The following is a 26,554-nucleotide window of genomic DNA, read 5'->3' on the forward strand; positions in this document are numbered from 1 at the left end:
GTGTTTAAGTTTTAATTGGTTTGAAAATGTGATTGGTAGATTAGCAATTGATGGTTACGTCGATTGCTGCTTCTGCTGCTGCCAGCTCTACGCGGCTTTCCAGTTCTACGATGTTTAACTCTTGCATGTGTTTAAGTTTTAATTGGTTTGAAAATGTGATTGGTAGATTAGCAATTGATGGTTACGTCGATTGCTGCTTCTGCTGCTGCCAGCTCTACGCGGCTTTCCAGTTCTACGATGTTTAACTCTTGCATTGTGTTAAGTTTTTAATTGGTTTGAAAATGTGATTCGTGAATTAGCAATTGATGGTTACGTCGATTGCTGCTTCTGCTGCCGCCAGTTCTACGCGGTTTTCCAGTTCTACGATGTTTAACTCTTGCATGTGTTTAAGTTTTAAAGGGTTTGAAAATTTTAAATTAGTCGCAATTGATTGTCACGTCGATTGCTGCCTGCTCAATGCGGCTTTCCAGTTCTACGATGTTTGTTTCCTGCATGTGTTTAAGTTTTAAAAGGTTTAAGAAAAATGATTAACAGTTTACTTCGATAGAATCGATGGCAGTAGATCCAGCCAGTTCAAGACGGGTTTCCAGTTCTACTACGTTGAGTTCGAGCATGGACATGTGATATAGATTTTGGATGATGATTGGGTTAAAACCGGGGTAGCCTACTTATTGATGCAAATCTGCCTGAAAGGCCTTCTGATGCTACGGGCTCCCTCCGGCAATACAATGTTGGAAAGACCGTTTTTTACTACTTCTTTTTGCATGGGGCTTGAATTACCGGTTATACAACAGCCAGGTGCAATACATCATAGATGCGCTGCGCAAGGGTACCCACAGTTTTGAAGCTTTCTTCGCCGAAGTCTGATGCTTCCAGTTCGAATTCTGCCATCAATACAGATGTTACTTCCAGTACAGCCAGGCTATCGTCAAATAATCCCGGGTTTTCGTCATTGCCAAATAAGGCCTGATCGTTAGATAATTCATCAACAGTTTTGTTCAGGTTCAGTACACTGATGAGAACTTCTTTAGTTTTTTGTTCGATTACTTTGTGTTCCATAATTATAAGTTTTTAAGGTTTTTTAATTTTTATATTTAGTTAATAAAATGCTGGCCATGTTTCCGCCGAAACCAAAAGAGTTGGACAATACTGTATCCAGCGGAATGTTACTTTTGTTTTGTGTCACGAATTCGATCTTTTCAGATTCAGGCAGGTCATCTGCCTCGTAGTTTGCATAGAGGGCATTGTGCTGCATACTCAGGATACTGATGATCGCTTCTATGCTGCCTGCTGCGCCCAGGGTATGACCTGTCAGGCACTTGGTAGACCCCACATAGGTTTTAGTAGCCTTTTCCTGTAGCAGGGCTTCACACCCTTTTAGTTCTGCACTATCATTCTTGCCGGTACCTGTACCGTGTGCATTGATATAATCCACATCATCTGTACTCATACCACCATACGCAAGAGCACTCTTCATACACTTCAGGGCATAGATGCCATCTGGATGAGGTGCGGTAGCATGATAGGCTTCGTTTAAGATGTGATACCCTTTGATCTCTGCATAGATAGGTGCTCCCCTTTCGATAGCCGATTCCAGGCTTTCCAGGATCAGGATGGCACAACCATCACCGAGCGACATACCGTCTCTTGACTTTGTAAATGGTTTACACTTTGTTTTAGAGATAGCCATCAGGGAATTGAATCCTGTATAGGTGAGCTCCGTAAAGATGTCCATACCACCACTGATCATAATATCTGCCTTACCGTTTTCAATCAGGTCAAAGGCTCTGCCTATCGAGTTTGTGCCGGAGGCACAGGCTGTAGAGATGGCGGACACGTATCCCTGTAGTTTAAAGGCGCGGGCAATCTTGCCTAAGATTTTGGGAGTTGAATACAAGGCCAGCTCATAGTCATCCTCATTTTCCTGCACTGATTTTTTGATACGTTGCAGGATGGGGAAACTGGCCCCGACTGATGTACCTATAATGAGGCCCGCATTGTGTTCGTGCAGTGTTTCTTCTGACAGGTGAGCGCTGTCTATCGCTTCCTGTATACACTTTACTGCAACCTCACTCATGATGGATACATCCTTGTCCCAGGAGCTCTGATAGAGTTCATAATCCATCATAAATCCCCTGTTATTGGCAAATAGCTTGTGGCTGGTAGAGAACCTGTCTGATGGGATTGCATTATATCTGATGCTGCCACTTTCCAGGCTTTCTGTCATCTCAGCTATATTATTGCCTAGTGCTGATATGGCACCGATACCGGTAACAACGACTCTCTTTTTCATGTTACATAGTTTTTTTTAGTTCATACCACCATCGATCACGATTTCCTGGTTGATTAAAAATTCGGGACATTCCAGTGCCAGGTAAGAGATGAAGTTGGAAATTTCATCGGTAGTACCCATCCGTTTTAGCAGACTGTTGCCCACCCTGTTGCTTACATATTGATCAGGCAGATTGTCTACCATCTCAGTTTCAATGAATCCCGGCGCCACACAGTTGATGATGATACCCATACCCTTTACTTCGCGGGAGAGGGACTTGGAGAAACAATTGATGGCAGCTTTGGAAGCGGCATAAGCCGATTGACCGGGGTTGCCTTTGATGCCTGCCAGCGAGGTTACATTGATGATCCTGCCGCTTTTTCTTTTGATCATGGATGGCAGCACTGCACGGCTGGTATTCATTACACCATTGATGTTGTTGTGCATTACTTCCCACCATTCTGCAGAAGATGTCATCAGGAAAGGTTTGGGATTTGCATTGAGCTTGCTGTCGCGGATACCTGCATTGTTGATCAGTACATCTACCTCTTTCAGGATCTCTTTGTTGGATCTGAACAGGGCTTTTACTTCTGCTTCATTGCCCATATCGCATTTGAAGGTGTATACATTTGGGAAGCCTTCCGCATGGAGTTCATCCACTATTTTCTGCGCGCTTGCCGCTGAATACTGATAAGTGAATACTACCTGGTGACCCAGACGGGCAAATGTTTTTACCAGTTCTTTACCGATTCCTTTAGAACCGCCTGTGATGAAAATATTTTTCATGTTTAATGTGTTTTTCTAAGTAAGAGATGAGAACTACCGCCACCTTCGTGACTTGTATTGACCAGGGCATAGCCAAACCCGGAAGGATATTCCCCCGCTGCATCCGGTTCAGGAAACCGGTCGCTGTACAGGATCTGGCTGGCAATGCTTGCCCCCATAATGCTGCTGGCCGATTTCATATCACCAGTGTAAGCTTTGTGCCGCAGGCTGTATGTTTCGTGTTGTTTATTCAGGTCTTCAAGCAGGTGCCGTTCACTATTTTCCAATTGTCCGGCCGTGGTGTAAGCACTCAGGTATACTAACTTTCCGTTGGAAGTAACGATGGGTTTGAGTGCATCGATGGCCGATTTGACTACTGCCGGCGAGCGCCTGGTGGTATCTTCCACATTCTGGTAGTCGAAGCAGCTATGGTATTCTACCAGTTCTGCATATCGCTTTGCTCCTCTGCGGGCCGCGCTGGCTTCACTTTCCAGCACCAGGAAGGCAGCGCCATCGCCCAGTATATTGCGACGATCATCCGGCTCTTTTGCAGCGGCACTGAATGGGTCGGTATCTTCATTTACGTGTACCAGGTGATTGCTTTCCTGCTCACTCAGCACCCTGAACTCTGTGTAGTGGTCTACACCACCGCAGATTACAATATCAGCAGCGCCTTTTTTGATCAGGTCAAACCCGTAGGTGATACTGTTGGAATTATAGATCAAAGAGCTGGGGCCGTTCAGTTTAAAGACCCTTGAAATGTCGCCCAGCACTGTGTTGGCAACGGTCTTCGTAAATTTCACCGGACTTATTTTCTGCAATCCGAACCGGTACAGGTCATACAGGTAATCTTCTACCGAAGCGGTGGCGCCGAGGCTGGTTTCTATCACCAAACCGATTTCGTTGTCCGATGCCTGGAGCACGATGCCGGCATCATCGAGGGCTTTCTTGCAGGCCAGCATACCGAGTTTGGAGTATTGCTGGGGCGGGAACCGGTCATCCCATTTTACTTCGCCGGCAAATTCAACTACAGGTGCTTCGCCGTAATACTGGGGTTGAATACTGGTATGTGTCCAGTCAGTTTTTATTTTGAGGCCGTTTTCACCTGCCAGTATTTTTTCCCATGCGGCGGCAGATCCATATCCCAGCGGGGAAATGCTGCCAAGGCCAGTGATCAGAATTTTGTTATTATTTTTCATATGCTTATAGATAAAGTGATTTCTGCTTTACATACTACTTCTCCGTTCACAGTGGCGGTTGCCTTGTACTCGCTGAAGTTTAAGATATTCTTGATGCGTTCAGAGGTAATAATCAGTTTATCTCCGGGTAACACTTCCTTGTAGAACACGGCCGATTTTACTTTTACCGCCTTGCCCAATTTCTTTTTTTGCGGTGCCTCGCCATCTCTATCCAGCGTGGCGACCCTGTTGAGTACACCAGATGCCTGGAACATAGCTTCGATGATGATTACACCTGGTAGTAAGGGATAACCGGGGAAGTGTCCTTTCAGGAATATCATTTCTTCCCCTATTTCAGTTTCGGTTGTAATGGTATTTTTAAAGTCTGTGTGCAATACCTTGTCCACCAGCAACATTGGCTCTCTGTGGGGTAGTAGCGCGGATGGCTTCAGGGTATCGAATTCTGCCGTTGTCATATAGTCAATGTTTTTATTTGGTCAACAGTATCCAGGCATGTCAGTGCAGACATGGATACGAGGTAATTGTTATTTAAAAGATATTGTCTGGTATAATGTTTTTCTGATAGCAGATTGCCGTAGAATATATCAGCAAGTCCCTTGTCGTCGTATAGCTTGGCGATCGATTCTATCTGTGTCCAAAGCTTAAAGAAGTCCACCCGGTCTTTTACCTTTCTGCCTGTCCACTTTTCCAGCAGGGTCATTGTTTTGCTGGTGGGGGTCTCTCGCATGTCTTCTATGTCCACCCCTATTTTGTTTTCACTTACTACGCATGCTACGATACTGTTGCTATAGGAGATAGATATATTGGGGGTCCCCGTATCCATCACTAACTTTCCATGCCTATTGTAATGCAGTCCCCTGAGGAGCGCTACGTTCAGTCCCAGTTCATGAAAGATGTTTACAAGCATTAACCTGGATGTCACCCTTTTTGACCAGTGTCCCGCCCCGGGAGATTTAGTGAGCCTGTTTACTAATTCATCGCTGAAATATTTTCGTATTGTATCCATGCAGCTATCATCAGCTACTGGTTTTACTTCAGCAATGAACAGGTGGGTCATTTGTAATAGGTATTATTGAACTCTATTAATTTCAGGTCATAGTGATCACCGGCGTGCAGGTCGTACTTATCTTTCAGCGCCTGTTCTACTTCGGGCACGTTAATTTTATTTCTATGAAAAACGCCTATTTCCATTCTGTCTTTACTATCCTTCCGGATACTTACTTTTAGAATTTCAGGTGCATGGTACAGCTCATCGGAGAGACTGTTGAACCAGATGATCCTATCTTTGTATTCGATAAAATCTCCTTCCCTACCCAGTATCAAATAGCGATCGTCTTTCTTCACCACGATATCTTTTGTGGTCAGCACTGTATTGGATGATGGTTTGTCCAGCACATTGCCCCTGATGTATCCCAGGTAGATAGAAGGAGTTTCTATTTGCAGATAGCCAATGGGCGTATCGTTGTATTTGTCCTGGTACTTTTCTGTGTGTGCCACCCGGAGCGTGATACCTGGATTGACAAGGCCAATGCAGGCTTCACTATCCCCCTCGGGTACTTCTGTATATTTGCAGGTTGCGACTCTGGGTCCCGCTTCAGCCAGGCCATAGGTACTGTAGATGGGGCAGCTGAACAGTCTGAATACATTCTGGAATGTAGGCAGGTGTGGCTTGTCTCCGCCCATGGTAATGAACCGCAGATTATTTTTGATCTTAGGTATCTTTTGATAGTAGTATAAGATAAGTCTTGCCAGCAGGGGCGTCATAAACACATTCGTGATCTGGTGTTTCTGAAAGAGCTGTGGTAGTTGTAAGATGCCCAGCAATCTTTCGCCCAGTACGATCTTTGCACCTGTAAAAAAGTGTGTCAGGAACTGTGCAATGAGGCCGTAGGAGTATGATACAGGTAGTAATACAAGTGTCACATCTTCCTTTGTGATAGCCATCGCTTCCCTGTTGGAGGCAATGTTTGCGATGGTTTGCTGTTTGCCCAGCAGTATTTTTTTAGGTGTGCCTGCGGTAGTGCCAGAGCTGGATACTACCAGCAGATCATTTTCATCACCTATATACACATCATCGTGCAGGTTGTAATAGAGGTATGCATCCTTTACTTTTTGTGCAGTGGCATTTTCTACGATGCTATCTGTCACAGCGGCTTCTGCGATGAGTGCGTTGAATTTGAGATCTGTGATTTTGCTCAACCCACCTGTTTCTACCAGGAATGGAATCAGATCACATTTCAGACAGGAGAAAAACAGCAGCAGTGATTTGAATGCATTCTTGTAACCATAGATTACAACGATAGAATGTTTTGCCAGGTGCAGTTCTTCGATGTTCGCAGCTATATCCGCAATCTGGCCATACACTTCTTCATAGGTATAACTCTTCGATTGTGTAGCATCTACGATGATCGAATCGTGATGTTCCTGGAATGGGATGAAAAATGAGTCCTTATACATTTGAAAGGGCTTTTAAGGTTACATGCTTTAAACAATCGTCCTGTATCGTTTGAACGTTGGCCGACAGAAATTCAATGTCTGTTTGTTTATGACTTACAAAGTCTACTTCTGTCAATCTCTTTTCGACAATGAAGCGCATCAGTCTTGCTTCGTAGCAGTCGCTGTTGATCACGATCGATTTGCCAATGAACTCACCGTACTGCTGAATATATTTTCCTTTCTGCAACATTCCGGAAGCTTCTTTTGCCATCATCGCATAACAGAATGCCTGGTACGCATACTTCTCAGATGCAGGCAGGCTGGTGGTTTTGATGGCTGTGATCAGTTCATCTATTTTTGCTTCAGCCTGCACCACCTTGTAGAAGGCATTCGATACTGTGCTGTAATTTTTAAGTTCCATGTTTTTATTTTCAGTTTTGATTGATGGTTTAAAATTGCTTCGAAACGTACACTTTGAAAATTTTTTTAGACAAGATGCTGTTTCTACACAACCAAATATCATTCTCTTCAAATCTTGTATCGGGTGGCGAACTTTTTCGTTTTGTTTGCTTCGATGATTCAAATGTCTAACAAAACACTTCGCGTAAAAACTCTTTTAGACGAAATTGAAAGTTTACCACACCAAATAAACCCTGGTTTAGATATCGCGTATTTACGTGCTTAAATGCAGAAAGCCCGCTCCAACATACTGTTAGAGCGGGCTTTCCGCAATACTGACGGGGCTTTTACTATACTTTGCCAGCTACATTCAATCGATCAATCAACATTTGTTTATATTGTTTTGATATGATGATAGATTCATTATTCACCAGTTCAATTGAATTACCTACTACTGATTTGATTGATGGCAGATGAATGATATAAGACTTATGTATGCGTACAAACTGTGACTCAGGCAGCACTTCTTCAATACTTTTCATTCGCATGTAAGTCACTACATTCTTTTGTTTTGTGACTATCTTGATGTAATCTTTCATGCCCTCGATGTACAGAATATCTTCGAACAGAATCTTTGACAATTTGTGTCCGTCTTTTACAAACAGGTGTTGAGGTAGCTGTGCCTGGCTGGCGGGTGTAGGCGCAGCTGCTGCAAGTTCTCCTACTTTCTGATCAATATCTTTCTTTGCTTTATTGATCGCTTTCAAAAATCTTTCGAATGAAATTGGTTTTAATAAAAAGTCAACAGCATTCAGATCATATCCTTCGATCGCATAGTTGGAGAAGGCAGTGGCAAAGATCAGGAAGGGCGGATTAGACAATGATTTGATCAGTTCCAGTCCGTTGATTCTCGGCATCTGGATATCTGTAATCAGGAGTTCAATGGTATCTGTCTGCAATATATCTATCGCATCGAAAGCATCTGCGCACGATTTAACAAGTTCAAGGAAGGGTATGCGCTCGATGTGACTTTCTAACAATTCCCGGGATAATGGCTCATCATCTACGATGATGCATCTGATTTTTTTCATGGTTAGACAAGAGTTATGTTAAGGTTGATGCTATGCGAATCCGGGCTATTGTTAATGGATAATGAATACTTATTCTGGTATAACAAGGAAAGGCGCTTTTGCGTATTTGCAATCCCTATTCCCCCCGTTCCGGATTCTTTATTATGTTTAAACAATGATTCGTCCCCTTTACTGTTTGCGATTTCAAAATAGAGCGTATTGTCTTCCACCTCGAATGAAATTTTCAGCCATGGATTTTTGGTTGTAGTATCCAGTCCGTGTTTAAATGAATTCTCGATAAACGGGAATGTCAACAGTGGTACGATCTTATAACCCTCCAGGGATTCAGCATCGTATACAAACTGAATATCTACATCCTTTCCATACCTGGCTTTCTCCAGTTGAACATAGTTATATAGGAAATCGGCTTCTTTTGACAGATCTACTACTTCGCGATTTGATTCGTACAAGGTATAGCGCAGCATATCGGAAAGCTGCATAATTAATTCAGGTGCTTTTGGATTATTTCTGACAGACAGTGAATAGATATTATTGAGGGTGTTGAATAAAAAGTGAGGATTCAGTTGCGAACGTAGAAAACTCACCTCAAGGTTCAGGTTATCCCTTTCTAACCGGAGGGCTCTGTTCACTGACCGGGATATTTCTTCGACGAGTTTAATGGTAATGGGGGGTGTTACGATCATGAGCACCCCGATAGAGGTTTGGAAAATGGTATGCGGCGCCAGTATCTGCCAGATCGATTTGTCAGCTATTACCTTTACGGAGGCCAACAAATCCCTGTCTGCTATTGTGAAATACCTGATTAGCAGCGACATAAAGGAATAATTGATCACGGCCCACATCCAGAAGGGAACCAGGAGGCCGGCCAGGAACAGGAGCCGCTCTTTCCTTTCCAGGAAAACCGGTACCAGTACATAGAAAATGAAATAAAAGAAAAACATTGCCCCCAACAGGTTCCTTAATCCGAACATAAGGGAAATAATTCCGTTCGTCGAGTATAGGAACATAATATTCAGGGTATACAGGATCAACATAATACACCAGAATACAATGTGTACATACTTTACATTCTCCGGGATAAGTAGTCGGGTAAAATCTAAGGGTCTTGGTTTCATGTCCTCCTCTAAACAATTAGAAATCAGCGTCTTCAGTTTGGGTCAAATGCTACACTCTCCTATGAAGATAAGTTTTTTTTGGCGTAATTCCTTATGTAAGGGGGTTTTCCAGCCCAAATTTTGATGAGTATACCCCTAAAGTTACCCCTTGTAAACCCCGATTTTCCCAATTTTCAAAATCCTTGATGCCCAGGGTGTGATCATTTCGTTGGGTAAGACATCACTTTGGTCTAAAAGAATTTTTGGCCGGCGGGAAAAGATGAAAGTTTGTATCGTAATCAACAACAAAAAACCAAAAAAAACTACCACTATGAAACAAGTAAAACAAACCACCGGCAAGCAATCAAATCTGAGCCTGAACAAAGAAATCATCAGCAAGCTGAACGCCTGCGGTTGCGGCAAAGGTTCAAATGGCCAGGGCAACAATTACTCTTCTATCAATACCCTGCCTACCGGTGTATCCAGCTTAGCGACTGTAACCGCCTAATCTCTTTTTTCATTAATTATCTACCAGCAATGTTTTTGACCTGCATCATAATAGACGAAGACCCGCTCAGTGTTGATATGCTGGAATACTATATCAGTCAGACGGATGGAATCAGGCTCATCGCCAAATTGACTAAAGCCTCCGACATACTGACCACCATCAGAAAGTCCGCTCCGGATATAGTTTTTATAGACGTCAGTATTTCAGGTATAGAAAACCTGGTGTTTGACGACATTTTCCAGAAGGACATTGTATACGTTTTCGTAACCAAATATCCGTATGACTATGTGCTGGATATACTGCCCAGGCAATTAGCCAATGTAGGATATTTAAATAAACCCGTGAGTTTCCTGCTCTTTAATATAGAAATAGGGAGAATAAAGGACCTGCACGCATCCAAATTAAATTAACCCACTACAATTCTTGCATGTATGCCTAAAAAGATACTTACCATATTGTTCCTGCTTTTAACCACCGTGGCCCTTGGGCAGGCGCAAATAACCGGTTCGGTTACTGACAATAAAAAGCAGGCAATACCCGGTGTATCTGTCGCGCTCAAAGACACCTATGATGGTGCCACTACTGATTCTACCGGGCATTTCCGGATCCGTACCACAGAAAAAGGTACTTTCACACTGGTCGCTTCGGCCACAGGGTATGAAACCAAAGAACAAACCATCACCCTGGGAGGTCAGCCCGTACAGGTAGCATTTGCCCTTAAGGAAAAGATCAGTGAACTAAATGCCGTCACGGTCACCGCCGGCGCATTTGGAGGAGGCATGGGCAAAAAAGGCCTTACAGTATTAAGTTCGCTGGACGTGCAAACGACGGCTGGCGCCAATGCAGACATTTCCCGGGCTGTAAATACCCTGCCCGGTGCACAACAAATCAGTAACCAGGAAGGTCTCTTTGTAAGAGGCGGTGATAGCTATGAAGCAAAACAGTTCATAGACGGCTCGCTGGTGAACAGACCTTATTACCTGAGTGCATCCAATATACCCAGCCGTGGCAGATACCCGGCTACCCTGTTCAAAGGCTTTGCCTTCAGTACCGGTGGCTATTCCGCCCTGTATGGACAGGCCCTCAGCTCCGTATTGATTATGGAGACCATCGATCTGCCACAGCAATCAGAAGCCAATGCCTTCATCTCTCCTATCCAGAATAGCCTGGGTGTGCAAAAACTTGCAAAGAATGGCAAGTCTTCCTTTGGCTTTAACTATCAATATACCAACACCAGCCTGTATTATGCACTGGTGAAACAAACACCTGATTACTTTATCCGTCCCCGGTATCACAATGCAGATGCGAACTTCCGCATCAAGACCAAAAACGGAATGATAAAATACTACACTACTTTCAGTTATAATAAACTGGGCGTACGCACTCTCAACATTGATACCGTAAATATGAAGAATGCGATTACCCTCAGTAACTATACCTGGTTCAATGCCCTCAGCTGGAAAGAGAACCTGGGAGATGGTTGGAAAATGACACTCTCCGCCAGCTACAGCATCACTCATGACAGCATTAGTAGTCAGCTGCAAAATGAAAAGAATATACCGCAGCATTCCTTTGAAAAATACTGGCTGGATACTGTGAATTTCAGACTAGACAGAAGCGAAAGCATGGTGCAGGGCAAAGCTGTGATAGAGAAAAAATTCAGCAACCTGAATGCCATCCGCTTTGGTGGTGAATACTGGTATTCTTCGTATAATTTCCATTATAATCAAATCAGTAAAGACCTTCCGGATCAACTGACGGCCGGCTTTGCTGAAACAGAACTTTACTTTACGAATTCGCTCGTGGCTACTATCGGCGTCAGGGCAGAATATTCTTCCATCCTTCAAAAGGCCAAAGTGGCACCCCGTGCCTCATTGGCCTATAGGATGGGCAAAGGATCTACCATCTCTGCAGCTTTCGGACAGTTTTATCAGAAACCCGAAAACACTTACCTGCAGATCACCTCATCGCTCGATTATACCCAAGCCACTCACTATATCATCAACTACCAGCGGCAGGTACGCGGTACCTTCCTGAGAGTGGAAGCATTCTACAAGAAATATGAAGACCTGGTTAAAACTGTGCCTTCGTATAGCAACAGCGGCAGTGGTTATGCCAAAGGAATTGAACTGTACTACCGTGACAAGACTTCGTTCAAACACCTGGATTACAGCATCAGCTATTCCTACCTGGATACCAAACGTGATTACCTGAATTATCCGACAGCACTGATGCCTAATATTGCAGCCAATCACACTGGCACCGCTTCAGTAAAACGCTTCTTTACCAACATTGGTACAGGTGTAAGTCTTACCTACACCTTTGCTACCGGCAGGCCGTACTACGCCATCATTCCCGATAGCACCGGCACCGCCTACTACATCAAAGATCAGGGCAAAACGAACGGCTACCAGACACTGGATATGAGCATCTATCACCTGACCACGATTGGTAAAGCATCGGCCATCCTATATGCTTCTGCCACCAATCTGCTTGGGCGTACTAACATATCAGGATACAACTACTCTTACAATGCCCTGGTAAAACAACCCATTCTGCCACCAGCCAAACGCACTTTCTTCGTGGGGCTGATCCTGAACTGGGGCATAGACAGAAGACAAGACGCTATTGATAACCTTTAAAATATAACCATGAAAAAAATCATCTTAGCCCTAACTTTACTGGTCACCATTGGTGCCCATGCACAGAGCACAAAGTATGTGGCTGCCATGCAACATAACATCGAGCTACTCGATTCTGCTAAAACCACTGAACAACTCGCTACCGTATCACAGGCATTTGAACGCATTGGGGATGCCGAAAAAACACAGTGGCTGCCTTATTATTATGCTGCACTGGCGCAAACACGCATCGGGTTTAGTGATCCAAAATCTGACAGGGATGCCATCGGCCAGAAAGCCAACGACCTGGCAGCAAAGGGAGAAGCTATTCAGAAAAATGCAGAGCTCTGCACTATCCGCAATATGGCTGCGACTATCCAGATGCTGGTAAACCCCATGGAACGGTTTAAAACCTTCGGCATCAAAGCTTATACTTACCTGCAGGAAGGATACAAACTGGATCCGAACAACCCACGCCTTTACTTCCTGGACGGTGCTTCTACCTTTGGCAAACCTGAATACATAGGTGGCGGAAAGGAAAAAGCAAAACCACTGTTTGTAAAAGCAGAACAACTCTTTAAAGCAGAGAAACCGGCAGACTTATATCCACACTGGGGCCTGGCAGAGACTGAAAGATACCTGGCCAAATGTAATTAACCACTAATCGTTATTACCATGGAAACGCTCGTAAAAGTTCTTATCTATATACATGCACTGTGTGGTGGAATTGGGCTCATCAGCGGCATTGCCAGTATAGGCGTAAAAAAAGGCAGCAGGCTACATAGAAACAGTGGCAAAACTTTTTCTTATTCGATGGTCATCAGTTCGCTGATATCGCTGGTAATAGCACGAATGCCGGGGCATGAGAACCTGTTCTTATTCCTGATCGGGGTATTTACCATTTACCTGGTACTGGCAGGCAACCGCGCGCTGACATTCAGAGGTGATAGCAAGAGTAGTGCTGATACGATTGATAAGACAATATCAGGCACCATGTTGATTGCTTCTGTTCTCATGCTGCTGATAGGCATTTACCAGGTTACTACACACAAAGGCGGAAATGCAGTATTGTTTGCTTTCTTTGGTGGGTTTGGCCTGTATATGACACTAAAGGATTTTTACACTTTCAGGTTTTTTAAAGAGAAGAAAAACGCATGGCTCAGTAGTCATATAGGCAGGATGGTGGCGGCGCTGATCGCTTCTATTACAGCCTTTATGGTAGCGGGTTTGCATATACAAACGTTGATTACCTGGATGCTCCCCTCCATCATAGGCACTTTGTATATTGCATATTGGAATACCAGGGCTTCGCTGGCATTTACAAAGAACTAAAACAAAACCCTCTTCTCTAGAAGAGGGTTTTGCTTTAGTTAATTAATTAAACAGGTATCTGATACCAAACTGCATCTGCCATCTTGAGAGAATAGCCGTGTTGTTTGCATAGCTATTCACATAGGGCACCTGGTTTTTTGAATCAGCATATGGGAACGAGAATAATGGTGTCTTACCATCATCGGCCAACCCTTCAAACTTCAGGAAGTTGTTGACGGTAGCGGCTTGTACTATACCCCAGTTCCTGTTCAGGAAGTTGCCCACATTGATAACATCGAGAGACAGTCTCAATGTATGCCTGTCTTTTCCTGTTTTTACAGAGATATCTTCCGTGATATTTACATCCAGCTTTTTGTAGTAAGGTAATACAGCTGCATTTGCCTTTGCGGTTTCTCCACGATGGAATGCGAGGTATTTGTTCTGACTGATGAAGTTGTCCAGCTGTGTATAGATCTGTGAAGCCGTTCTTGGATCAGTAGCAGTACCTGTAGTAGAACCGGTATGTGTAGTGGCATTGTAAGAGCCTACATTGATCAGGTTAATATCGGAAGCACTCTTTGGAATATAGATCAGGTCATTATTAAAGCCATCGCCATTCAGGTCACCATTGTAGATGTAAGAAACCGTACCGGCAGGCGCAGCTTCAAATATAGCACCGAATGAAGTAGAGAAATACTTTGCATAAGATACCTTGTAAGATGCCATCGCTATCACACGGTTGGGCATTCTGTAAGCAGCATATGCCAGGTTAGCAGCATTAGGATCTGCACTTACTGCACGTGCACTCCACATAGACGAAGCAGTGCTGCCGGTTTCGGAAGTATTTCTTGCATCACCATGTGTATAAGCTACGCTGGTGTACAGGTTACCAAAAGTGCGCTCTATTCGTGCTGTTATATTGTAAGTATAACCCTTGTTGGTATTCTTCATGAGGATACCGTTACCAATATTAGGGCTGGCCAGTGAGCTACCATCGGCATAATACTTATTGCTTGTATTCAGTGTGGTAGTCAGCGATGTATTATACCTTATACGTTTATCCCCGCCATTCGTCAATGCATAGCCATTGGTCTCGTTCAGGTTGATATTGGAGAAGTAGACGGCATTGATATCTTTTGTATATGTACCTTCTACTGTGAATACCCAGTCCTGTATCTTTTTATCTACAGCCAGGCTTGATTTCAGCACGGATGGATATTTGAAACTCTTGTCTGTCAGCACTACACTGTAAGCAGTATTAGCGGATGCAGATGCAGGGCGGTATGCATTCGGGTCAGCACTGAAGGCCACATTCGAAGTAGTGAAGGAACCCCACTGAATACCGTTGTTACTAGCCTGGTTGCTCAGCCATACAAATGGTGGCGGACCGGAGAAGATACCGAAACCACCTCTTAACTGCAGGGTTCTGTCGCCCATTACATCATAGTTGAAACCGACGCGTGGAGAGATCAATACTGCATTGCCAGGGGCTTTACCAATGTTGTAAGTTACGCCATCCTTGAAGGCCAGTTTGTCGAAATCAGGGTTGTCAGTGAAAGATTGTTTGTAGATCGTCATGTCAAATCGTACCCCATAAGTGAAGGTGAACCTGTCACTGATCCTCCATTTATCCTGTGCAAATAACCCCAGTTCAGTAGATCCTGCATATGCCCAGGGGAAGGAACCATCTTTCAGTGCAGAGTATTGCAGGTAATAGCTTTTTGCATTGGCAGCACCATTGGTTACACTGTTGTAAAAGTCTGTGAGGCTATTGAACTGGTAAGCGCCCTGGTAGCCGGGAGCAAATGCGTTCTGGTACTTCCGGTAATAGTCCTGTGTACCTATTGTTATTTCGTGTGCACTGGTGTAGTAGGTAAAGATGTCTGAGATCTGGAATACGTCTGTATTCAATACGTTGTTGTAAGTGTAAGGTTCGTATCCGAAGGTGGTATAGATATTCCCATTGTTCAGGATATCTACCAGCGGGAAGGTGGCAGAGCTGGAATTAGGCTTGCGGAAGTCGCGTAGTGCAGTGTATCCCACCTGGAATTTGTTGGATATTCTATTGCTGAACCGTGAGTTCAACTCAGCGATAAAGATGTTGAAGTTATTATTGATCACATAACCGCTACCAAAGAATGGCATTGAGTTCGTGCCCGGCTGGCCAGTTGTAACACCTGCAGGACGGCTGTTGCTCGCGAACTGGTCGGTGAATGATTTCAGGTAGTTGTACTTCACCGTCAATGAATGTTTTTCATTGATGTTCCAGTCGATCTTGCCGGTGATCTTATCACTATTTGTTTTGAAAGAATAACCGGAGAATGCACCTGGGTCATAACCGAAGTTTGACTTCAGGAAAGCAGCGAGGGCATTGAGTGTATCTGCATTGGCTTGCGATACACCAGCGCTGGCATTGGCAGGGTGCGTAGCATCGGAGGGTACCCAGCTGGTAGCAGGCGCCGTTTGACGGGAAGATTCTACACTCACGAAGAAGAACAGTTTGTTCTTAATGATAGGCCCACCTAGGGAAAGACCGCGGATATTGAAGGACAGCGGGGTTTTATTCACCTGGCTGTTGCCCACCTTATAACCCTGTGTACCCGCACCTTTGATATAAGTGTATACAGATGCCTTCAGGGTATTGGTACCGCTCCTGGTTACGGCATTCACGCCGGCGCCGGAGAACCCGCCCTGTCGTACATCGTAAGGCGATACGTTCACCTGCACCTGTTCAATCGCATCCAGGCTGATAGGCTGTGCACTGGTCTGACCACCCAGGGTGCCTGACAGGCCAAAGGAGTTATTGAAGTTTGCACCATCTACCGTAAAGTTGTTGTACTGGGGGCTTCTGCCGCCAAAGCTCTGGCCGGCCGCTACAGTACTGGTGGTAGGTTCGAGGCGGGTAAAGTCTTGTGCAGAGCGGGTGACGGTGGGTAGTTTTTCCAACTGGTCCCTGCTGATGATTTCCTGGGAACCGGTGCGGCTGTTGTTGAAGGTTTTATCCTGTTTGCCTTTCACCACTATTTCGCCCAATTGTTTGGTATCGGGGGCGAGGGTAAAATTGCCAGTGAACTCCTGGCCCAGCGACAGATTGATGTTATCCAGGTGCTGGTCACCATACCCGATGTAGGTCACAGAAATGGTGTACGGGCCACCTACACGCACGTTGGCAAAGTTGTAACGACCATCCTGACGGCTGGTGGTTACATAGCGGGTGCCGGTGGGGTTGTGTACAGCTGTGATGACAGCGCCTGGTACTCCAGTCTGGCCGTCGGTAATGATACCGTGAATTTCTGAGGTTGTTTCCTGCGCCAGTAGGAACATAGGTAGACATAAAATTAACATGAGTGTTAATAAACAATTCCGGATCGACATGGTGTGTGAGATTTTGGTTGTTAAATTATACGAATTACAAGCTAGTTATTATTGGACGTGTGTTAAGTGTAGGTTACATTTCTCATTTTGCTTTTTCGCTGATTATCATCTACCTTACCTTACTATTAGGGTCAATATGCCATCGAGAGTTGCCAATCATTTATTTCCTATACTATTGCTGTTCGCTACGCTGGGTGCACGCGCGCAATCTAAAATACATTATCTGAACAATGAACCAATTCTGGAAATCAGCATTGATTCTGCCCGGATAATAGTGGGGAACCCCTATCCCAACAATGAAAAATATCGGTTTTCGCTCTCCGAACCCCTGAACTATACATTGCATATAAATGGGAAGGCGTACAAAGCAGGACCGGCCATTCCCTCCCGCCAGCGGGAAAGGGGGGAAATACACCTTACTTTGCAGGGCGACACCACTACTACGCTGCACCTGCAAATAGATTTACAGGAATTACAACGTTATGGATATAAAGTTCATCCCGTCATCCGGCTGGAAAAGGAAATAGCCGCCTCCAACCGGGACCACTTCCTGTATATTTCATGGATCATCACCATTTCACTGCTGGCTTGTTTTGCTGCTTATAATTTATATACCTGGTTCCAGCTGCATGACCGGGTCAATATCTGGTACCTCGTAGTGCAACTGGGGGCAATGATATTCATCACCTCCTTCAAGCATTTTACCACCCGGCTGCTCCCCCTCTCCTGCTACCAGCTCAGGTCTATGCCCGATGGTACGGTATATATGTACGACCTGAACTCGTTCTTTTTACATATCGGTTGTATCATCATCTTTACAGGACTTATTCAACTAACCCGTTCTTACCTGCGGACCAAAGAGCTGCTGCCAGGTTACGACCGGATGCTGCGTTTTTTGCTGATCGGGTATATCCTTTTTGAAATAGTTCCGGCTACCATTACCATTTCCGGCTGGTATTACCTGGACAATTATACCCTGCTGTACGATGATATCTTCATCTGTGCACTTTCTTTAAGTATATTGATTACCAGCATAATAGCTTACAAAAAACGAATCCGGGCTGCCGGCGTGTTCATGGTGGCGAATGTGCTGCCGATTGTATTTGCCACCGGACTGGCAGTGTATTTCATCATTAATTCTACACCTACTTATTCCAATAACAGCTCCTTATTGCCGGAGATCGCTATCATTTCCCAGATCATCACCTTTACCATGGTACTGGTCACCCGCATCAAGACCATCCATGAGGAACTGGATGCCAAAGAGTATGAAATAGCCAGACTGGAAACAGACATTGCCCAAAGCAAACACCACCACTGGCTCATTGAAAAAGAAAATGAGCAGATCTCCCTGGCCATGCAGGCCGAAAAAGACAGAAATGATTTATTACAACAGAAACTGGATACCAATAACCGGGAGCTGGTAAGTAATAGTCTCTACATTTATCAGAAAAACAAACTGCTGGATGACCTGAAGAAACAAATTCACGACATCGACGAATTATACCCTGGTATAAAATCAATCAAATCATCCCTGAGAGATCACAAATTCCTGGATGCCGAATGGGATAAATTCAGGTTACATTTTGAGCAGGTACACCCCGGTTTTTTTGAAAAACTGAAATCCAAACACCCCAATCTCACCAATAATGAGCTGAGATTATATGCCTATTTCCACATCAACCTGTCTACAAAAGAGATTGCAGCCCTGCTAAACATCGAGGCAGCAAGTGTGCGGCAGGCAAAGGCCAGATTAAATAAAAAACTGAAAATCAACGAGTAAAACTTATCGCATAACAACAAATTAATACCCTGTATACACTTTGTAGACGCTCATTTTATACAGATCTGGGCGATTTGTCCTTTCTTTACCCTGCAATTGAATATCAGCATAGCGGCCTATTCTCCTGTAGTGAAATTAATCCCCTTTCTTCGTGCGAAGAAAGATTTGTTCGTAAGCGCATTCATATTTGTGGCCCCAACAATACTTAGTAAACACCCCCTTTTAAATTTCTATCAAAGCGTGATGAATTGATAACGCTATTTAGCCCCATACCAACCCCTGTTGACTGGCTGGAAAAGGAATCTTTTCTGGTCAGTCAGGGGCTTGACCGTCAATCATAATGTAATCTTTTCATCCCCCATCTCATACGGCACATAGATCATCATAAGGGTAAACATCTCCTCATTGGCCCTCATATCGCCACTGGACATCACCAGTTTTGGCGGATAATTTGGGTTCATAGGGTTGCCCGCCGTATTATCATACACCCCGACCATATGAATCACAGACCCGGCAGGTATTTTGACCAGGTGCTGCAGGCGATACAGTTCCTGCCAGCGAAAATCCCAGGCGGGGATATGTACCAATGGAATGGTATCACGCTCCGGCGTCACGGCATAAGCTCTAAACTCCTTACCTAACAGATGCATATGTGGCCATACATACATAACAGACTGCGCCTCCTGCGTTTTTACTTTCAGGGTATACGTGCTTACCTGGTTGGGGAAGATTACAAACCGGGGTTGAATATCTCTTTCGGCTATACCGCCGGAGCCAAGGCTGATGATCTGCACCTTACGCTGTACAGGTCCTTTCTTATAGAATAACTTCACCCCTACAGCAGATACTTCATCTGCTGCTATCGCGGCATAATGTACTGTTAATATCACGACACCCCGCTTAGGCAGTACCCACCCGAACTGTTTAGGATAAAATTCTTCGGTCGTACCGGGTATCCATCCGGAATAGTACACCATATGGCGCTTCAATGGTCCGTACCTTTTTGCTTCCAGGCCTGCGGTATCCGTATCTGCTTCCACAAAGGAAGGGGCAACATGGATGTCATTGCCGGCATCTTCCACGGCATAAAAACCATAATTGATATGGTGAATGACTTTCTTGTTATTGGTGTATAATTCCAGTCGCTCAATATTAGCAGTATCTTTCAGTTCAAAAGGCACTTTGAATACAACAAATCTTTCCTGGTTATCGCCTTTCACGGTATAGGGTTTGTCTGCTTTCAGGATTAGATCGGGCGCTGAGGTATCAGCAGCTGGAATTTTTGCTGGCGCCGGGGTTTTCCCTTTTGGTGCATTATTACCAATCCAGTTCAGAATCGCATTCTTTTCTTCAGGGAGCAGGATGCGGTTATTGGCATAATCCCGGTAGTGCACATCCGCCTTAAAAGGAGGCATGTATCCCGTATTGATGACTTCTTTGATAAACGAAATTCTTCTCTTCACTTCTTCATAAGTGGCTAATGAAAACGGTGCCGATCCCCCCGTATGGTGACAACCCACACACCGTGTTGCAAACACAGGCTGTACATCTGCATATGTCTGTGCCAGCAACAGGCGTGCAGGCAATAATATCACCATCAATAAAATTAGTGCTCTCATCAGTTGTCATTAATATAACAGCCCACTGGTTTGGTAACAGCCGGATATATGGCTGTTCCCGCCATGGCATGTGTAATTGCATCTTCGAGGTAATGCTCGGTTGCCGGGATGGTTTTAGTTTGTCCCAGTGCTGTAGCCCAGTTATCAATTGCACCCTGGTACAACACTTTTCCCGTGCTGTCCAGGAGGCATACTTCCGGCGTTACAGTGGCATGCAGTTGCTTACCTAATTTGTTTTTTTTGTCAGTTAACAATGGAAAAAAGGCCTTATACTTCTTCTGAAATGCTGTGTAATCCTGTTGTGTATACCAATGCCCGGGAAAGACCCCGACCACGGTAACTGTACCAGCATATTTCCGGTTCAGCTCATTCAATGGTTTAGTATAATTCTTACACAACGGGCATTCCGGCGATAGCCATACAATGGCTACCAGCGGTGTTCGTACCTGCTTCAGATATTGCTGCACATCCTGCGCAACTGCAAAATTACAGATCAATAAAAGTAAAACAGATAACCTCATACATCGCTTAATTTAAAAATCCCGGTGGCCAAAAATTATAGCCACCGGTAAAATTATTAATTAGAAGTATCCCACCATACCCGGCCGGTGATATCGTCCGGGGTACTGAAACCGGCATCCTTCTTCATCTCCTCAATTGCATTTAACCTGTTAGTATAGTTCAGATCAGATACTGAAGGGTAACTAACAATAAAGCGTCTTGGCATCGTCTTCGTATCGCCATCTACTACCACACTCTCTCTTTTAAGGATGCTACTTGTCATAGAGGGATAACCGGTACGCTTGATAGTGGCCCATGCTTCATTCTGATTTTTGAAACAGTTCAGGTATTCCTGAATGCAGATCTGCTCCAATGCATTAGCAGGATCATATGCCACGCCCGTTTGCGAAATATAATCATCTATCTCTGAAGCACCCAGTGCAGTATAATCACTCAGGTCTGCATTATTCCCCATTGCATCATAGGCTTTGATAGATGCTGCTATACCGGCAGCATACAGGCTCGACGCATCTTCACTGGTAATACCTCTTACAGCCAACTCGGCACGCATAAAGCATACATCGGCATAAGTGATAACAGGGTATGTAATGTGAGCCTTGGTTTCAGGATTGTAAAACAACCTGTCCTGGATATTAGACACCCATCTGTCTGCGGTGGCTACGCCTTTATAGCTGTAAGAAATATCTGAAAAATAATAACTGTAGGAAGATACTGACGAAGCAGCTGGGTTTGCAAACTGCCCCCTATACAATTGTCCATCCCATACTAATGTAGCAGGCAGTTTACCCTGTGCCTGAGCCGAATCAAATTTGTCTTTCGTAAAATCAGATTTCTGGAAGAATATCCTGATACGTGGATCAGATGTAGTCCACATAAAATCAATCAGGTTCCTGGAGCCTGATACGTCTCCATTGCTCTGGGGGTTATAGTTACCGCCAACTGCAAAGTTTATACCACCTACGAACTGCCAGTTCTCTTCATTGGAGCTGATCAATCCACCATCGTCAGAGAGGATATCTGCTACCAGTGTTTTCATTTTATCAGGGTCCCTGTTTATCAGGCGCATAGCCAACCTTAAGCGCAGACTGTTTGCCGCCTTGATCCAGCTCTTGGCATCACCACCATATACTACATCAGCAGCGCTCAGATCTACCTGTGCCACTGAGGGCGTAGATTTTAATACCTGTACAACACTATCCAGTTTTACCTGCAGGTTGGTAAACAAGTCTTCCTGTGTATCGTAAGTGGGCGTGAGCAAGCCGGTATACCTTGCCTTGAATGCCTGAGAATAGGCGATGCTGCCCTGTACATCAGATACATAGGCTGCATAGTAAGCCAGCGGAATGTATGATATTGCATACAGGTAAGTATACTTTTCACGCTGATCGCCCGACATCTTTTCGATCAGCTGCTGTACATCCACCAGCTGATTACCTACTCTATTATAAAAGTTGCTATAACGCTGGTTCAGGTTACCAGAACCATCATACACTGTAGACGAAGCGCCATTCAATGTTACAAAGGACTGTGTCCAGTAGTACATGGCCCTGTTATGATCGTAATAATATTCGTAATCATTACTGTTCATGGCTAATAAAGCAGAAGTAAATTCTGTTTCCGGATTGATACTTAACAGATCGTCCGGATCAGTGTTCATCTCTGCAAACTTTTCGCGGCTGCACCCGATAAACAAAACCGGTATCAACAGCAGCAGGAATATATATTTGAATCTATTCGTGATATTCATCTTTAACAAGTTTACTTTTAAAATTAGAAGCTACCCCAGATCTGGAAACCTATATTGCGGATATAAGGCATAGCAGATACTTCCTGGAATGCATCAGATCCGCTGCTGTTCAGGTTATCCGGATTGATATGGTCTTTAGCACTGTTGTACAGGTACATCAGGTTGTTGCCAATAATGGAAAGACGCATTCCATTCATTTTAAATTTATTGGCCACCTTAGCCGGCATATCGTAAGTAAGGCTTACCTGCTGCAGCGATATCCAGGATGAAGTAAACATAGAAGATTCACGGATACCATTTCCCCAGCTGTGTGTGTTCTGATAATAGGCGAAAGCACTTGTTGGGTTGATCCATCCATTGGCATATACATCCTTCATGGTCATACCGGAGATGTCATGTGAGGCACCATCCAGGCCGGTGATCACAGTACCATCTTTATATACACCATCGATGATCACACCATTTTCCTGTTCTACACCTGCTGAGTTGGTATATTTCTTACCACCCAGTTTGGCATTCCTGTTTGGAATAGTGCTCTTCATGCTACCCAGCCAGCTACCCAGGTCGTGTGTAAAGGAATACACCTTACCACCAAACTTACTGTCAAGTACAAAACCTAACTGCCAGCTTTTGTAGTTAAAGTTGTTGCGCCAGTTGCCCAGGAAATCCGGGGTGATATTACCTACTGCCGGGTTTTTGGAGATACCGTCAGCATAGTTCTGTGCCCGTACATAATAAGAAGAACTCTTAGCACCTGCAGTAGTGATTACATGCTTACCATTGTTTTCAGCATGCTTGCCATCGGGGCTATTGTACAGTGCATATCCGTAGTTAGCGATGATTGTACCATAGTCACCCCCTTTTTTAGCAATTACAGAGAAACCATCGCCGCTACCCAGTGTTACATAATCTAATCCATATGGCAGGGTCAATACCTTGTTTCTATTGCGGGTATAGTTAAAGTAGGTATCCCATGAGAAGTTCTTTGTTTTAACAGGTGTAGCGTTGATTCTTATTTCCCAGCCACGGTTACGTACCTTACCGCCATTGATCAGTGTAGCGTTTACACCAGATTCAATAGGTGCAGAGAAACTGATGATCTGTGCTTTGCTATCCTGGTTGTAGAAGGTGATATCTGCTCCCAGCCTGTTCTTAAAGAGTTTCAGTTCAAGACCTGTTTCAAACTTGTTAGAGCGGGTGGGTAATAATGCCTGGTTTGGCAATGTATTGGATGAATAACTATAGTTCGCCACATTGTCGCCCACAGCATTTACATAGGTTGTATTTGCAGAGTAAGCACCTGTATTCGCTTTATAATTAGATGTACCGCCACCTACACTGGCAAAAGACGCACGGAACTTTCCATAATCAAATGCTGCCGGCAATTTGAGCATATCAGTGAAGATCCAGGAGATATCTGCACCAGGATAGAAATAGGAATAATTACCATGTCCATCGTTGTAAACCAGTGTAGAATTCCAGTCATTTCTGCCATAGAGGTTTAAATAAAGGTATTGTTTGTAACCCAGTGTAGCCTGTGCAAATGCAGAGCTGGTCTGATATTGGTTAGGCGCGTCTTCAGTTACTTTTGGTGTACCTGAAGAGTTGGAAAGGCGATAGATATCAGGCAGTATATAACCATTCATTTCAGCATACATGGATTTCTGAATACCCTTATCGATTTCGCCACCCGCCTGTGCTACCAGGGTCAGGGTTGGAGAGAGGTCATTGGTATAAGTCAGATTAGACATGTAGCGCTCTACTCTTTTGTTATTAGTGCTGGTAGAATAAAACGGATTACCGAAGCCTTCATCTTTACCTCTTACTTTATTTTCATATTCAGTACCGATGTAGTTTACATTTGCAAGCGCCTCCCATCTGAGGTGGTTGACTAAATCTGCTTTCAGGTTCAGACTTCCCCTGAAGTTATTTTCTACCTGTGTCATTTTGTTCTGGTACATCGGGTACCATACATACCATGTCAATCCGCTCACGTCGTTGTTGTTCACACCACCGTTTGCCTTGTCTATATAGTTGTTCATCCAGTACTTGGTATCGTAGTTACGGGTACCGCCATATACAAAGTTCTTCATGGTACCATAGGTGCTACCTGTGTTTGCAGGGTTCAGGGCGCTGCTCTGTACATAAGTCATGTTTGCATCTACAGTCAGTACATTCGCAATTTTGGTAGTTCCACGAAAGGTGAGGTTATTTCTTTTCAGATCATTGTTTGGAGTTACACCTTCTGAATACAGGTTAGAATAAGATACCCTGTATGTACCCAGTTCACTACCGTTGGACAATCCTACGTTAAAATTCCTGGTGATACCCGTGCGGAATGCATCCAGAATGTTATGCGGGCGCGGATTATTTTTGATGGTTTTACCGGTGATGTCAATTACAGTCTGGCCTGTCATTTCAGGGCCAAAGTTGTAACCATAAGTATTAGGATTTATAGTCAGGTTGCCATCAGCATCAGTAACAAAATCGCTCAGACCATAACCTGAACCGAACTGATTCTGGAAGTCAACTGTTTTATAAGGCGTGCTTGCATAGAGATCAGCACTCACATTCACACCTAAGCCTTTTTGCTTAAATCCTTTTTTAGTTTTGATGAGGATCACACCATTGGAAGCACGGCTGCCATATAAGGCAGTCACAGCGCCACCTTTCAGTACGGTGACAGATTCTATATCATCGGGGTTAATGTCTTTCAGGATGTTACCCATATCCTGGTCACTTCCTTTGTTAGGCATGATCACATCCTGGTCCATGATGATGTCGTCTACTACTACCAGTGGCTGGTTACCATAAGGATCAAGAGAAGCGCTACCCCTGATCAGGAAACGGGTAGTACCCTGGGGGCCACCAGTACCTGATTGTACCTGTAAGCCCGGTACCATACCCTGCAGGGCTGCAATCGGGTTAATAGGGGTTGCTTTCTGCACATCCAAACCAGATACAGTTACCGCACTATAACCCAGTTCTCCTTTGTTACGGTCTCCAAACCCGGTTACTACCACTTCGTTCAGTGCACCTGTTTTGGATACGAGCACTATTTTGAGCGGTTCGCCTGAATTTGCAACCACCTCTTTCTGCTCCATACCAACAAAAGAAAATACGAGGGTAGCTCCAGCCGGGGCATCCAGCTCGAAGCTACCATCTGGTTTTGTCGAAGTTCCTTTTTGTGCGCCTTTTACACGCACAGATACACCAGGCAGCGGTGTACCTTTTTCATCTCTCACAATACCTGTGATGATCTGCCGGGGCGATATTACAGGATCAATTATTTTTTTAGGGCTCAATACAATCGTATTGTCCTCTATCTTAAAAGTGATGGGCTGATCTTTAAGGCTTACGTACATCGCCTCCTCAATTGAAGCATCCTTTAATGTGACGTTCATGAGGTGTACATTGTCGAGCAAACGGGCATCGTACCAGAAGAGGTACCCGGTTTGTTCTTTAATAGAGTTCAGCACATGTGTCAACGATACATTCCTGCCGGTAAATGATACTTTCTGTGAGAACCCCTTTGCGTGAATCTGCAGGCAGCTGGCTAATATCAGATAAATAGCAAGGCGCATGATTATTACGATTTTGAAGGACATAAAACGGCTGCCAGGCCAGGCTTTGCCGTGCATGGATAAATTCATACCTTGAGTCGGTTTTGGTTAAGAAAAATGACGATTCGTTAGGCTATACCCGTATAGCCAGGCCAGAACTACCAGCCGGGATTGTTGCAGCGATCCCGGCTTACTTAGTAGTAAGCTTACAATAGTTTAGACAAATAGTTAATGTTTCATTTGATTACT

21 protein-coding genes are annotated in these 26,554 nt (G+C 44.4%); 6 read left to right on the plus strand and 15 right to left on the minus strand.

Going from position 1 to position 26,554, the window contains the following annotated elements; all coding sequences use genetic code 11:
- Positions 1 to 783 precede the first annotated feature (783 nt).
- From ABDW16_RS23675 to ABDW16_RS23720, 10 genes are all read right to left on the minus strand, one after another.
- The gene (locus ABDW16_RS23675) at positions 784 to 1,059 is read right to left on the minus strand and encodes an acyl carrier protein (protein ID WP_116853363.1); all 276 of its coding nucleotides are present in this window, start codon (positions 1,057 to 1,059) and stop codon (positions 784 to 786) included.
- A gap of 22 nt (positions 1,060 to 1,081) precedes the next feature.
- Positions 1,082 to 2,293, minus strand: a complete 1,212-nt coding sequence (locus tag ABDW16_RS23680; RefSeq protein WP_343673207.1) for a beta-ketoacyl-[acyl-carrier-protein] synthase family protein — start codon at positions 2,291 to 2,293, stop codon at positions 1,082 to 1,084.
- 15 nt (positions 2,294 to 2,308) lie between these two features.
- A complete protein-coding gene (locus ABDW16_RS23685; RefSeq protein WP_343673208.1) occupies positions 2,309 to 3,058 on the minus strand; it encodes an SDR family NAD(P)-dependent oxidoreductase in 750 nt (249 codons plus the stop codon).
- A 2-nt stretch (positions 3,059 to 3,060) separates the two neighbouring features.
- On the minus strand, positions 3,061 to 4,236 hold the full coding sequence (locus ABDW16_RS23690) for a beta-ketoacyl synthase N-terminal-like domain-containing protein (RefSeq protein WP_343673209.1): 1,176 nt from the start codon (positions 4,234 to 4,236) through the stop codon (positions 3,061 to 3,063).
- Complete coding sequence (fabZ, locus tag ABDW16_RS23695) at positions 4,233 to 4,691, minus strand: 3-hydroxyacyl-ACP dehydratase FabZ (RefSeq protein WP_343673210.1); 459 nt, start codon at positions 4,689 to 4,691, stop codon at positions 4,233 to 4,235. The genes ABDW16_RS23690 and fabZ overlap by 4 nt, the downstream gene beginning before the upstream one ends.
- On the minus strand, positions 4,688 to 5,293 hold the full coding sequence (locus ABDW16_RS23700; protein WP_343673211.1) for a hypothetical protein: 606 nt from the start codon (positions 5,291 to 5,293) through the stop codon (positions 4,688 to 4,690). The genes fabZ and ABDW16_RS23700 overlap by 4 nt, the downstream gene beginning before the upstream one ends.
- Positions 5,290 to 6,693, minus strand: a complete 1,404-nt coding sequence (locus tag ABDW16_RS23705) for an AMP-binding protein (RefSeq protein WP_343673212.1) — start codon at positions 6,691 to 6,693, stop codon at positions 5,290 to 5,292. Before ABDW16_RS23705 ends, ABDW16_RS23700 begins: the two co-directional genes overlap by 4 nt.
- Positions 6,686 to 7,093, minus strand: coding sequence for a hypothetical protein (locus tag ABDW16_RS23710; protein ID WP_343673213.1), 408 nt, complete (start codon positions 7,091 to 7,093; stop codon positions 6,686 to 6,688). Before ABDW16_RS23710 ends, ABDW16_RS23705 begins: the two co-directional genes overlap by 8 nt.
- A gap of 328 nt (positions 7,094 to 7,421) precedes the next feature.
- A complete protein-coding gene (locus tag ABDW16_RS23715; protein WP_343673214.1) occupies positions 7,422 to 8,162 on the minus strand; it encodes a LytTR family DNA-binding domain-containing protein in 741 nt (246 codons plus the stop codon).
- Positions 8,163 to 8,164: 2 nt separating this feature from the next.
- Positions 8,165 to 9,277, minus strand: coding sequence for a histidine kinase (locus ABDW16_RS23720; protein ID WP_343673216.1), 1,113 nt, complete (start codon positions 9,275 to 9,277; stop codon positions 8,165 to 8,167).
- Positions 9,278 to 9,587: 310 nt separating this feature from the next.
- Here ABDW16_RS23720 and ABDW16_RS23725 point away from each other — a divergent pair, with 310 nt between their 5' ends.
- The 5 genes from ABDW16_RS23725 to ABDW16_RS23745 are packed head-to-tail and all read left to right on the plus strand — an operon-like array spanning position 9,588 to position 13,717.
- Entirely contained in the window at positions 9,588 to 9,764 is a 177-nt protein-coding gene (locus tag ABDW16_RS23725) for a hypothetical protein (protein ID WP_343673218.1), read from the plus strand.
- 29 nt (positions 9,765 to 9,793) lie between these two features.
- Positions 9,794 to 10,174 (plus strand): hypothetical protein, encoded by a 381-nt coding sequence (locus ABDW16_RS23730; RefSeq protein ID WP_343673219.1) that lies wholly within the window; start codon positions 9,794 to 9,796, stop codon positions 10,172 to 10,174.
- A 21-nt stretch (positions 10,175 to 10,195) separates the two neighbouring features.
- Positions 10,196 to 12,406 carry a TonB-dependent receptor gene (locus tag ABDW16_RS23735; protein ID WP_343673221.1) on the plus strand — a complete coding sequence of 737 codons (2,211 nt, stop codon included), beginning with the start codon at positions 10,196 to 10,198 and terminating at the stop codon, positions 12,404 to 12,406.
- A gap of 9 nt (positions 12,407 to 12,415) precedes the next feature.
- Positions 12,416 to 13,042 carry a hypothetical protein gene (locus ABDW16_RS23740; protein ID WP_343673223.1) on the plus strand — a complete coding sequence of 209 codons (627 nt, stop codon included), beginning with the start codon at positions 12,416 to 12,418 and terminating at the stop codon, positions 13,040 to 13,042.
- An 18-nt stretch (positions 13,043 to 13,060) separates the two neighbouring features.
- Positions 13,061 to 13,717 (plus strand): hypothetical protein, encoded by a 657-nt coding sequence (locus ABDW16_RS23745; RefSeq protein ID WP_343673224.1) that lies wholly within the window; start codon positions 13,061 to 13,063, stop codon positions 13,715 to 13,717.
- Positions 13,718 to 13,759: 42 nt separating this feature from the next.
- Here the strand turns inward: ABDW16_RS23745 and ABDW16_RS23750 are convergent, their stop codons facing one another.
- On the minus strand, positions 13,760 to 17,041 hold the full coding sequence (locus ABDW16_RS23750) for a carboxypeptidase regulatory-like domain-containing protein (protein WP_343673225.1): 3,282 nt from the start codon (positions 17,039 to 17,041) through the stop codon (positions 13,760 to 13,762).
- Between the two features lie 166 nt (positions 17,042 to 17,207).
- Here ABDW16_RS23750 and ABDW16_RS23755 point away from each other — a divergent pair, with 166 nt between their 5' ends.
- Positions 17,208 to 18,854, plus strand: a complete 1,647-nt coding sequence (locus tag ABDW16_RS23755) for a 7TM diverse intracellular signaling domain-containing protein (RefSeq protein WP_343673226.1) — start codon at positions 17,208 to 17,210, stop codon at positions 18,852 to 18,854.
- Between the two features lie 335 nt (positions 18,855 to 19,189).
- Here the strand turns inward: ABDW16_RS23755 and ABDW16_RS23760 are convergent, their stop codons facing one another.
- The 4 genes from ABDW16_RS23760 to ABDW16_RS23775 are packed head-to-tail and all read right to left on the minus strand — an operon-like array spanning position 19,190 to position 26,395.
- On the minus strand, positions 19,190 to 20,473 hold the full coding sequence (locus ABDW16_RS23760; protein ID WP_343673228.1) for a cytochrome c: 1,284 nt from the start codon (positions 20,471 to 20,473) through the stop codon (positions 19,190 to 19,192).
- Positions 20,473 to 20,994, minus strand: a complete 522-nt coding sequence (locus ABDW16_RS23765) for a redoxin domain-containing protein (protein ID WP_343673229.1) — start codon at positions 20,992 to 20,994, stop codon at positions 20,473 to 20,475. Before ABDW16_RS23765 ends, ABDW16_RS23760 begins: the two co-directional genes overlap by 1 nt.
- Positions 20,995 to 21,050: 56 nt before the next feature.
- Positions 21,051 to 22,742, minus strand: a complete 1,692-nt coding sequence (locus ABDW16_RS23770; protein WP_343673230.1) for a SusD/RagB family nutrient-binding outer membrane lipoprotein — start codon at positions 22,740 to 22,742, stop codon at positions 21,051 to 21,053.
- Between the two features lie 23 nt (positions 22,743 to 22,765).
- Positions 22,766 to 26,395 carry a SusC/RagA family TonB-linked outer membrane protein gene (locus ABDW16_RS23775; RefSeq protein ID WP_343673231.1) on the minus strand — a complete coding sequence of 1,210 codons (3,630 nt, stop codon included), beginning with the start codon at positions 26,393 to 26,395 and terminating at the stop codon, positions 22,766 to 22,768.
- Positions 26,396 to 26,554: the final 159 nt, after the last annotated feature.

The sequence above is a fragment of the Chitinophaga sp. genome (assembly GCF_039596135.1).
Classification (GTDB): Bacteria; Bacteroidota; Bacteroidia; order Chitinophagales; family Chitinophagaceae; genus Chitinophaga.